We start from the raw sequence: 11,494 nt of genomic DNA on the forward strand, positions 1-11,494 counted from the left end.
CGGAGCTGTGTAAAACTCACTGTTTCTATACTATCCAATCCGGTGTCATCATTAAAAACCTACCCCTGAAAGGGGGGAGAGTGGGGGAGGGGGAGAGGGGGAGAGTGGGTGATTCGGAGAGGGGGAGAGTGGGAGAGTGGGAGAGGGGATAATAGAAAGCGGAGTTAAGAAATTAGAGCTTGAAATGAACAGAAAACCAATTCAATCCCACCGAGAGTTAGAAGTGTATCAGCTTGCATTAGATGTGGCTATGCAGATTTTTTAACTCTCTAAAAAGTTTCCTATTGAGGAACGATATTCATTGACAGATCAAATTCGTCGGTCTTCGCGTTCTGTTTGTGCCAATTTGTCTGAGGCATGGCGTAAACGGCGTTATGAAGGAGCTTTTGTATCCAAATTAAGTGATTCTGAAGCTGAAGCTGCTGAAACTCAAACTTGGATTGAATTCGCTGTTAAATGCAATTACTTGGATGTTCAGGTTGGTAGAGAGCTGTATCAACATTACAATCAAATACTGGGTACACTGGTCAACATGATTAATAACCCTTCTATGTGGCTCCTTCCAGTGCCAAAAAACCATACTAAAAGTCGGTGAACGAAAGAGAGGGAGAGGGGGGAGAGTGGGGGAGTGGGAGAGTGGGAGAGTGGGAGAGTGGGGGAGAGGGGGAGAAGAGGAGAGTGGAAGAGGGGAGAGTGGGAGAAGGGGAGAGTGGGAGAAGGGGAGAGTGGGAGAAAAGGAGAGTGGAACAAGGGGAGAAGTTTGAAAACTCGCAACAACCCGATAAAAACTAGAGGGCTTCAACATCTAACATATACTCAGCCAATTGAATTAAAATGACGGACTATGTAACAACTGCCATCTACCTGAAAATTCAAATAGCTTGCTGTTTACTGCACACCTCTAATCTCCCCTTCTCCCACTCTCCCCCTCTCCCCCTCTCCCCCTCCCCCTCTCTCCCACTCTTCCCTAAGCTCCTCCACCTCCGCCATTGCCAACGAACAGAAAAGTTATTACGTCAACGGCAATTACAATGGCAAAGGCTAAGGCAACTTGGGTAACAATTGGTCTCCAGTCATTACCTTGTTGTGCTTGGTTGTAGGCGAAAAGAGAAGCGGCTGCTACTAACAAAAGAAATGCTCCGCGAATTAAGTTGAAAATCAGTTCGATGACTTCGGTATCAATAGCTTCGCCTCCTGCTGAAGAGGCTCCTTCTGCGAGTTCTTGCATAAATTCTTCTAAGCCGGAGAGGAAGAGGGCGTTGGCTGGGGAATCGAGTACGGAGCAAAGTGCAGTGGAGGTGATAATGGCAGTGGCAATGTGCCAAAAGCGAATTTTGCAGCCAATGTATCGCTCTACAATGGGAATAGCTCTAGTGAGATGCCATAAACTCAAAAACACAATGCTGGAGCAGCCTAAAGTCGCAATTAAGAGCGGGTCGTGAATGCTGAAGTAGATGAGCGAGGCTAGGCAAATGCCGAGGAATGGAAGGTCGCCCAGTTTGATTTTCTGTTGTTTTAACCAGCGTGATAATGAGTTGCGGTTTCGTTCATTTCTTGTTTGGTCTAAGTAAGTAGCCATGTCACTATCTCGATTAATTTATTGCTTAAATGCTAATTTAAGCTGCATCTACTGCCTGCAAAATCACCAAAAACGGTGATTTTCTACAGTGACAGTGACCCCCTCCAAATGGAGGGTGCAAGTGAAAAAAGTTATTTCAAATCTCCATCTCGGCTTCAGTTTTTCTAGCTTCCTGCTTGTTGGAGTTATGGTTTTGAGCGAGTTGTTGTTGGGAGAGGAGATTTTCTACTTCTTCGGGTGGAATGTCGCACAGAAGAACCTCAACATTACCTTTTTGGAGGCTGGCCTCAAAAACTATCTCGCTGTGAGAGTTAAAGCCTTTGACAGTACCCTTCGACTTGGATTTATCGCTGAATTCGACTTCAAAGTCGAGGCGCGAGCCTTGGGAATCGGTAAAGCTGATTTCATCCTGACTGCTTCTCTTTACCATTTCAGCTAAGCGTTCTTGGTTGAGAGCTTGTTGAAAAATCTTTAAGCGGTCGAGTTCTTCTTTTTCTTCAGGTTTCAGGAAGTCGTTTGTAACTTCCCATTCTCCAGTTTTATCCTGTACTGCTGAAAACAGTTCCTCGCCTTCCTTAGTTTTTAAGCTGACAGCGGTAGAGGAGTCAAAATTTGTTACATAAAGTTTTGCTTCTCCCAAATCAACCCCATCTTCTAATGCAATGCCTTCCGCATTTGCTTCTTCTTCAGCGAGGCTGTAAATTTTCGCAAGTGTTGCTGCAAGTTGGGCGTCCTGAGTAAGATTTTGGGCGGTCACAGTGATTTTTTTAGCAGCAGCGCTAGCGCTGTTGCTAGCTGGGATTGTTGATTCTAATGAAATTTTTTCACCTATTTCTGTGGCGTTTTGTACGAATTGGTCGCTGAGGGATGGAGTTGAGCTGTCGGGCGGTTCTAATTTTGCATCCCCAGCTTGAACGCCTGTCTCGCTTTTTTGAAGAGAAAGTTTGTTCTCTAAAGCTTCTATTCGCTCTTCTAGGGTATCTAGTCGCTTTTCAAGTCGGTCGAGTGCTTCATTTATTTGTAGGAGCTGTTCTTCAAAACTCGCCTCTGTGTCAATCTTAATAGAAGCCGTTTTTTCAGAATTGTTGTCTCTCACACGACCGGAAAATTTATCAACTTTTCCGTGGACTTTGCTAACAGCTTTAGCTAAGAGCATACCGGGTGTTGAGACAAATTCGGCATCCGGTTCAGGTAAGATGTTTTGTTTCGGTTCTGGCTTCGGTTCAGCTATTGGTAAAGCTTCGGATTCGACCATTGCATCTGCAACTGAATCCGCTTCAACCAAGTTGGTAACCCGCTGCGACAGCGAGTCAGCTCGCTGGCTTTGAGCTTGGAGCCTTTTGACAATACCGGCAACTTGGCGCTCTTTTCCAGCCCCAAGAGCAGCTTCTATAATTTGAGAAGCTGCTTTTTTCCCCATCAGAGTAGCGAGAACCGCAACTTGACCGCTCAGGCCGCTGACAGTTGTACCTTCTACCTCACTTCCAGAAATGGCTGTTCTACCACTAACTTGTACAGCAGCATCGAGGATACTATCGATGTTCTGGTCGTTTGATTTTTTGCCTTGAGGTTGCTGTTGGCTCCTTCGGGTTTTTGAAGGTGTGCGTGCTAAGGATTCAGCAACTTCTACCGCTTCATCTGTCTGAAGTTTTCTTTTGGCTTGGGATTTAGCTGATAATTCTTCGTCTTCCAAATCTTCTCGCTCAGAGTTTTGAAGGTGGCTTTTAGTTTGAGGCTTAGCTTTAGGTTGAGGTTCTTTGACTTCAAACTCATCTAGTTCACTTAGTTCATCTCTCGGAGAGCGGGTTAAGGCTTTAGATTTAACCAGGGGTTCTTCCGACTCCAACTCCTCTACGTCATCTTTTCGGGATCTTCTTTTGGTTTGAGAGTTGGGTGATGGCTCGTCGTCATCCGAATTTTGTATTTCATCTTTTTTGGATTTGATATTGGCTTTAGATTTCGATCTGTGCGATGGTTCATCATCTTCTAAGTCATCTAGCAAATCGTCTTTTTTAGACTTGTTAACCGTTTGATATTTCGATCGACGCGAGGGTTGCTCATCCTCTAATTCATCTAGTAAATCGTCTTTTTTAGACTTAGTTGCAACTTTAGATTTAGACTTGGGGGAGGGTTGCTCATCATCCAATTCATCTAGTAAATCGTCTTTCTTAGACCTTGTTTTAGTTCGAGGCGAATCGAGTAATGCTTCAATTCCTGTTTTAGTAAATCGGTTGTCGTCCGGCTCTCCCAAGTGCTCCATCATGTATTTTCCTGTGGTAGAGCCGTACTCAGGTCGATCGCTCAAACTGAGGACGAGTCCGTTATGCTTGACCTCCACGCTAATGCCAGGTTTGCCGTCTGCTTCCGTTAGTTCTTCAATTGCATCGGCAAAATCTTCTACGCTGGTGAGTCCATTTTCCTGGCAGTAATCTAAAGCTTTCTCGCAGCGATTTCTTAGGTAGTTGAGGATTTTCTTGCCCTCGGCTGTGTTAGGGGTGATGTAGTTTCCCTGGCTTCGGCTTCGGTATGCTGTTTTTGTAGCCATAATCTTTGTGGCGGCGTGAGTGGATATTTCCCATGAAATTCGAGCAGTATGGCTACTGACTTCACTCGGAAGAGCGGTTTTGGGGAGTTAAACTGACCCCCTCCAATCGGAGGGGGAATCGTCGCCCACTAATAATTAAGCTGCTACGCATCTAAAGTATCTGTTGGTTGGGGAGGGGCAGAAAGAGAGGGGGAGAGGGGGAGAAAGAGAGAGGGGGAAAGACTTTGACGCTTTTCCCACAAAGATTGAAGTATACAATTTAAAGGCGCGACAGCTTATCCCCTGTTTGAAACTCCCTAAAAAACTAACTGTTCGGTCAACGAGCTTTCCTGGTGTTCACACCTACCCGCTCTTAGATGTAGGGTAGTTGATATTAAAGTTGTGTATCTGCATCTCTTTTTTTTGAAGATGTAGAAGCTAATTCAGCATCAACCTCTCTGAGGTATTTGATAAACTGAGAGCTGTTGTTTTCAGAAAGCTTCTTAATGATTTGACCTGTTTTTAAGTCAGCAGCCAAGACCGGATTATCAGCTTCATCTCTGACTAAACACCTAACATTATTGCGAGATTGGCTAATAAAAGCTGTCCAGTTCCCCACAGGGATTTTAGTTTCTCCAGTTTGGTTATATGCTTCAGAAATCGCATCTTTCAGCAATTCTGAGAGGTGGGCGGGGCTGGCAGCAATGTCTTCGGGTTGAGATGGCGGTTTGTTTTGGGTAGGGGTTGGCGATACGGATAGCGCTCGCTTTTGACAAGGGGTTGGCGATACGGATAGCGATCGCTCTTGACAAGGAGTTGGCGCGACTTCTGAAAGTTCCTCAACTGATTCAATTAGTTGCACAGAGCTAGGGTTGATGTTTAAGATCAAAGCGCTGCCTTTAGGCGAGGGTTCAATAGTGGCCTCAAAGGTAGTGCCGATCGGCAATTTAGGTGAGTTAGCAGAGAACATAGCTAGCTCTTTTCCGTCAAGGAGAACAATAGGGCTGCCGTCGCGCCTTGAATCGGTACCGCTAACAGAACCCACCTCAAAAGTCAATGTTTTCTGCCTCCATTTTGGACTGCTAAAGTCAACATCTTTCAAGTCATTGTACTTCTGTCCAATCAGTTCCGCTCTGTCAAACTGAAAGGTTTGCAATTGCTGGCAAATTTCATCTGTAAACAAATTGAGAACCAATGCTGCTTTAGGTGTTTGGTTTTGGGACTCAAGCCAAGTATAATCAGCAGGAGCTACAATACGTGAACTGACATCTTTGGTGCGACCAAGACCATCGCGGTAAGTTAAGTCTAAACTGTCGATGTCGTTGACATTTTCGCAAAACTTCTTTTCAAGAATTCCCACCAGTTTGTCGCTGGGTTCAATTAAGGCAAAATTGACCATTGGCAGGCTCGGATGCAAAGTTGCTTCATATTTAATGCCTTTGCTGTCTAACAATTCTTTCCAATGTCCAGCTAAGTCTTTGCCAACTGGCTGTCGCTTCTTATCCCTGACAGTCTTATTGCTGCCGTCCCGTTCAAATTCCTCGAAAGGGACGCTCAGAACGTAAGTATCTTTTGGCATTGCTTCGTGCAGTCGCTCGTACTCAGGTTCAAGGTTGAATTCAATCAGCAGTTGGCGAGAAAGTTCCTTACAAGCTTTGCGAGGAACTTCTAAGTTGGGATTTGCGGTTTCGACGTGCCACATCGCACTAGCAGCTAAAAACCGTTCTTCAGGGTCAGTCCAAGCTTCGGTCACATCGGCTCTTAAGCTCTCGTATAACTTGCTGACGGCTTCTTTAATTGCCTTAGAATCGCCGCCGCACTCCAAGTGAATTTCGCCCATCCTTTCTCGATAGCGTTCCTTAATATCTTGCGCCCACCTGACATAATATTTCTCCCATTTTTCTCGTTCATCTAAATCAGAAGGAGACTCAAACAGGTAGCGAAATTCGTCGCGGTGGCGGCTTTTTAGACGAGTCGGTTCCCACTCTGGATTAACAGCCTCCCTAGCAATGCAATTGATAGCGGTGCCGTCTCCTATAGGTAATGGCACGGTTTTGTAAAGCCTGGGGTCGTCTTTGTAGTCAAATAGGTAGCTTGGGTGCTGTTCTGACCACTGCTTAGCCTTGGACAATAAGGTGGGGTGGTGGTCTTCGGTACGAGTAGCACTTTTGGGACTGTCCACTTCAATTTGCAGGGCATCAAATAGCTTTCCAAGAAGCTGCCGCTTCTGTTGATTGAATAAACTTTCCGGCTGTCCCGGTTCTGCTGCTGAGGATTGCACTCTCCCGATTAAGGTAGCCACCCAGCCGATTTTATTTTGGGCGATCGCTACGGCAATTTGCCGCAATTTGGTATACTTGCGATCGCCATCACTATCGGTAGCTTTAGTGTAGTCAACTTTCTCTCGCTTCTCAACTGCATCGTACTCATTCTCTTGATTAGCGTGCCTGGTTTCAGAGGCGATATTCGGCATTCGGGAAGCAGGCGTAACTACCAGTTGATCGCCGTCAAAATCGCATTGATGGTGCTGCATGGCTTGGTCAGAGCGAATGAAAACGCACCCTTTGTACTGCGTTAATGCGCGATGGCTTTTGTTGTCTACGGTGTAGCGGCGGATGTTATCTTTACTGACAATTGGGTATCGGGTAACGATGACTTCTGTGCCGTGTCGTAAGTGGGGGGCAACAATTGTACCGGGCTTGAGGCTTTCACAAGGTTGAGCCATTGCTGAACCGTGATGAATTGCTCCTTTAATTGCTAAGTCTTTCCACTTTTTAGCCAGTTGTTCTTGCATGAAATCGACGAATTTGGGAAAGTCGAGGAGTTGACCGAGTTTGTCGTTCCTCAAAATTGAAATTAGCCGGGATTCATTGCGTTGGGCTTTTTCATCTGTTTCGTCTTCTAATCCGCTGCTGTCTTCGTGAAGGCTAGATTGAAAAGCAGCTTTTTTGTCGTGTTGCTCTACTAAGTATTTGGCAAGTTGCAGCCGGTTATTTTGCAAGTCAGCTAGCTTTTGGGCTTCAATTTTGGTCGGTGTCGCGATGTCAGCCCCAATAGCTGGTTCAGAATACCAAATCGAAAACTGCCAGGAATTTTCGTATTCAGTTACTTTGGCGTTGCCTCGATTTCCCAGTATAGCTTTGGGAAATTCGTAGTCGCCACAGGGGATAAGTTCAGCTAATTGCTCTTTAGCAACTCCTTTGATAGAGGAGCGATCCATAATGATATCATAACCCAAGTCGGAGGTTAAATTAGCATCAGGCAACAGCGTTCCTTTGGCAAGAAAGCTAATTTCTGGAGTGTGGTAGTCTTCTTGTCCCCATTCCTGCATCCAGGCAAATCTGAATTGAAAAGGTCGGTTGTAATTCCCTCCTAATTGTTGGGCTAGTGCCGGTGAAATTTTACCGTGACAGTCTCCGGTTTGCCACTTATGAGCTTTCGCTTTTTCACTCTGGTCATCGCTTTGAGAATCAACAATTTTGAGTCGCAAGGTTTCGCCGTCAAGGGAACTATCTAACAATTTGGCTCCAAGGTTGCAACTGCTAACTAGCAGTGAGCCGTAGCGACAGGCGTGGTCGGGTTGAGTTTTGAATACGCTCAATAGTTTGATTGAGAGTTCCATGTCTGCAAAGTACACATTTTTGCCGGAGCTGAAAGCAACTCTTCTAGCAATACCATCTCCGAAATCGATGTTTTTTAGAGGGTCGAAGCTGTTATCATTTGGGTCTGGTTTAACGATGGTTAGGGATGCTAATTCTTCAGGTTCAAAAAGCAGTTCCAGCAGGGAGTTACGCAGCACTTCTGATTCAGCTTGGTACCGCCCCTTTGCTCTACCGTCAGTCAAGGACATATCAAAGACTGGGATTTTTAGTCCTTCCCCAGCTACCCATTCTGTGGAGCGATATTCAGGGGTAAGTTTTCTTCTGCTCATTGATTAGCTCCTGAATCCTAGTTTTTACATTTTTAGGACTTACGCACAGTAATAGTCCAGATTTTGACAAGGTTGTTCCTTCACAAATTCCTGCTACTGAGTGATATTCACCCCCTCCAATTGGAGGGGTTTATCAGAAAGAAGTAGCGTGTTACAATCAGGATGACAATCCCAATGTGGAGAAAAAAAGTGAAAGTAGTTCGCACAACTACGGCTATGAAAAGCCAACGGGATTATTTCTCTGATAGCGATAGCGATGCACTTGCTCGCGTTGCTTTTGGAGAAGGTGAAAACAGTCAGCAGTTTGGCGGTTTGAGTTTTGATGCTGACGGGGTTATTAAAGGTAGAGCATCAACGTTGTTCAACGTCACCGAAGAACAAGTGGAGAACCCTCAATACTGGATTGATTTATAAGAGATACCGACCGAAATTAAGTCTTCGCTCTTACAAAACAAACGTGTCACATTGTAATACCATTTCTAAAAAGTCTTGCTACAATCTGCATCGTTGGGTTTATTTCACGAAATCAACCTACTGTTGCTAGCTACTGTTGCATGACTTTTCATAAATGGTATAATTCGGAGGTGTCTAATTCGGATATGTCTAATAATTTAGGTGTCAAATCAAGGTATTCCTGACACCTAAAAAGATGGCTAACGCCGTTTTTTGGACTGCGTTTTATCCGAAGAACGACTCTCAAGCGTCTGGTTGGCTTGAAGAGAGTGCAAATTGTTACCGGGAAGCAAGCTGTAAACCACTTTGCGCTTGCGGAAAACTCTAGTACCATCTACAGGCATTCCTTGTTTCCAAGCGTCTGCAATCGCCTTTTTGTCGGCAGAAATTACGGTTTTGGTTTCGACTCGACGATAGGGTTCTGGTAGTTGAGATGGATCGATCGAAACTTCACAGGTAGGCGGATTTTCCTTAACAGTAATGCGGCGGTGTTTGCCAATAATTTCTGAAGTTAACACGCCGCACTCGTTGAAGTAGAGAACGGTTTGGTCTAACCGCTCTCTCCACCCCTGGAGTTTGTGGAGAGCTCTTGAATGCAGCTCTATCAAATACTGCATCCGGGCTGTAATTCCTGCAATTTCGGCATCAATTTGGTCGGCTAAGTCGGCATGGGCATCAACAGCAAGTTCCTGGGTTTCTTGGGTTTGCCAAAGGGATTGCAGCAGTTGGTCGATTTCTTCTGAGCTTTCTGCTGATTCTAGTTGATGCCAAACTTGAGCCGCAGTTATTGAACTTTGAACAAGCGTCGCTGTGGCTAAATTCATGCTTAGTATCCTCCGTTGATGCAGGTGTGATAATAATCGCGGCGTTCTTCGATTTGAGTAAGCGCAGCCATTGTTTCCGGGTCGGATTTAAAAGAGATTTGTTTGTCCTTTTGAATTTTGCTAACTGGTTGAGAATGAGTTAAATTTTGTGAGTTTGACTGGGTGATTTTTTGCATACAATTCAAAAAACTTTCTTAAAAATAGCGCGACCGCGCTCTTAAAAAAAGGAGTATTTAAAGTTATGAATTATCCTATAGTTTTTTACCCAAAAGTGGTAATGCAGTTCTGCCATCAATATCCTTTGCCAGAGGCAACTTCTAGTTGTGCCGCCTCATCCCAACTTCAAGAAACTCAACAATTCGGTCAACCTGTTGTTTTGCTGACTCCGCCTCAACCACCTGTGGTGTTACCTGTCAAGTTGCTGTGGTTAATTTGGGTGTTTTGGCTCTATGGTGCGATCGCACTTGGGCTGTTAGCTATCTCCTGGGGTTGGCTGTGGTGGGAAGTGCTGTTGGTAGTAGCCGCTTATTCATGTTTAATGGCGGCTGCTTATCGTTATGTGTTTGGTTGCCGTCAAAAACTGCTATCCAGGTATAAGCAGCAAGTTCTTGAGTACCATCAACAAAATATATTATACCATCAAGATTTATCATCGAATAAACAGCAAGAATTTTCTAGTTTTAAGGTCGAAAAAGAAGGGTTGGAGACACGTTTAAAAAGCGCAAAAGTTGAGTTAGATTCCAGAAATCGATTGCTCAAGGATTTGATGTCACTTCGCGTTAGTCCTAATGGCACATCTCAAGCTCCGCAAGGAGTGAGTGAACAACGCTTTTTGCAATACTTACAGCAATATTTTGAGGAAGTTGTCCAAGCAGCCGAGTTTAAAATTCCGTCATCTCAGAGGAGCTATTCAGCAGATTTTACTGTAATTCACAGTCCATCTGGACTCGGAATTGATGTCGAGATTGATGAACCTTATGCTGGCAAATCTAAGAAGCCAACTCATTGCTGCGATGCTGACAGGGATATGCGCCGCAATCAATTATTCTTAGAGTGGAATTGGATTGTGGTTAGGTTTACTGAAAAGCAGGTGGTTCAGGCTCCTTTGAGCTGCTGTAAATTCCTGGCTCAGGCGATCGCCTTTGTAACGGGCGATCGCTCTTATTTAAAGCAACTGGAAACTGAACCCAATTTGCTAAGCGTCAAACCTTGGACAACAAGAGAGGCAAGGGCTATGGCTAAAAGCAACTATCGCCTTACTTATTTACCTGGATTTGGTGTCAGTTCTGCTTGTAATCGGGTTTCAAAGTTTTGATGCGAGCGCACGCAATATCCGACTTATTGACTGCAATAAATGTTTATAATTAATACAAAGGAGATAAAATAGATATGCTGTCATTTGAAGAGGGGTTCATTGAAAGTCAACAGCTCAACCAAAGACTTCTGCAAACGATTCGCTTGGTTGGAGAGTACAAGGGCAAGCAGGAGTTATTCAAGCAACAAGCGCCACAAGTTTTAGGCACTTTGCGCCAAGCTGCGGTTATTCAGAGTACCGAATCTTCTAACCGCATTGAAGGCATTACAGTGCCGCTAGAACGGATTAAGAAATTAGTAACAGAAAAAACAACGCCGCGCGATCGTTCAGAACAAGAAATTGCGGGTTATCGGGACGTGCTAACTACAATTCACACCAGTTATAACCACATTCCTTTTAGTACAGGTGTCATTTTACAACTGCACCGCGACCTTTACCAATTTGCTGTTAATACAGGCGGGCGCTGGAAAACATTGGATAATGAAATTAGCGCTACTTATCCTGATGGGACTAAAGTGGTGAGGTTTCGGCCTACTCCCGCTTATGCTACTCCTGCGGCAATGGAACGCCTGCAAGAACGGTTTAATCGCCTCTGGGAATCGGGCGAGATAGAACCTTTATTGCTGATTCCCACTTATATTTTGGATTTCTTGTGCATTCATCCCTTTTTAGATGGAAACGGGCGGATGGCAAGGTTGCTCACTTTGTTGCTGCTTTACAAAGCCGGTTATGAAGTGGGGCGATTTATTAGTTTGGAACGGATTGTAGAGAGAACTAAGGAAAGCTATTATCCCACACTCCGCACTTCAATAACACTACATAGTATAGTACATTGCTAGGCCCGAATGAATAAGTAAAAATACTTAGG

At 44.7% G+C, this 11,494-nt stretch carries 8 protein-coding genes and 1 pseudogene; 4 read left to right on the forward strand and 5 right to left on the reverse strand.

Translation table 11 applies throughout. The features are described from left to right. Positions 1 to 277 precede the first annotated feature (277 nt). A pseudogene (locus QUA16_RS33320) lies at positions 278 to 595 on the forward strand (four helix bundle protein); the annotation flags it as partial. 372 nt (positions 596 to 967) lie between these two features. On the opposite strand, the gene QUA16_RS33325 reads toward QUA16_RS33320, so the two are convergent. The 3 genes from QUA16_RS33325 to QUA16_RS33335 all read right to left on the reverse strand — a co-directional run bounded on the left by QUA16_RS33325 (position 968) and on the right by QUA16_RS33335 (position 8,034). Next, entirely contained in the window at positions 968 to 1,579 is a 612-nt protein-coding gene (locus QUA16_RS33325) for a hypothetical protein (RefSeq protein ID WP_333109686.1), read from the reverse strand. A 136-nt stretch (positions 1,580 to 1,715) separates the two neighbouring features. Then, entirely contained in the window at positions 1,716 to 4,124 is a 2,409-nt protein-coding gene (locus tag QUA16_RS33330) for a hypothetical protein (RefSeq protein ID WP_333181674.1), read from the reverse strand. 373 nt (positions 4,125 to 4,497) lie between these two features. Then, entirely contained in the window at positions 4,498 to 8,034 is a 3,537-nt protein-coding gene (locus tag QUA16_RS33335; protein ID WP_333181676.1) for a hypothetical protein, read from the reverse strand. Positions 8,035 to 8,208: 174 nt separating this feature from the next. On the opposite strand from QUA16_RS33335, the gene QUA16_RS33340 reads away from it, so the two are divergent. Further along, a complete protein-coding gene (locus QUA16_RS33340) occupies positions 8,209 to 8,448 on the forward strand; it encodes a hypothetical protein (protein WP_333181678.1) in 240 nt (79 codons plus the stop codon). Positions 8,449 to 8,687: 239 nt separating this feature from the next. On the opposite strand, the gene QUA16_RS33345 is transcribed toward QUA16_RS33340, so the two are convergent. Both QUA16_RS33345 and QUA16_RS33350 read right to left on the reverse strand, forming a co-directional pair. Next, entirely contained in the window at positions 8,688 to 9,311 is a 624-nt protein-coding gene (locus tag QUA16_RS33345; RefSeq protein WP_333181680.1) for a siphovirus Gp157 family protein, read from the reverse strand. A gap of 2 nt (positions 9,312 to 9,313) precedes the next feature. Then, complete coding sequence (locus QUA16_RS33350) at positions 9,314 to 9,487, reverse strand: hypothetical protein (protein WP_333109381.1); 174 nt, start codon at positions 9,485 to 9,487, stop codon at positions 9,314 to 9,316. 65 nt (positions 9,488 to 9,552) lie between these two features. Here QUA16_RS33350 and QUA16_RS33355 point away from each other — a divergent pair, with 65 nt between their 5' ends. Next, entirely contained in the window at positions 9,553 to 10,626 is a 1,074-nt protein-coding gene (locus tag QUA16_RS33355) for a hypothetical protein (protein ID WP_333109380.1), read from the forward strand. A gap of 74 nt (positions 10,627 to 10,700) precedes the next feature. Then, on the forward strand, positions 10,701 to 11,465 hold the full coding sequence (locus QUA16_RS33360; protein WP_333109378.1) for a Fic family protein: 765 nt from the start codon (positions 10,701 to 10,703) through the stop codon (positions 11,463 to 11,465). Positions 11,466 to 11,494: the final 29 nt, after the last annotated feature.

The sequence above is a fragment of the Microcoleus sp. S13_C3 genome, assembly GCF_036700905.1.
Lineage (GTDB): Bacteria > Cyanobacteriota > Cyanobacteriia > Cyanobacteriales > Microcoleaceae > Microcoleus.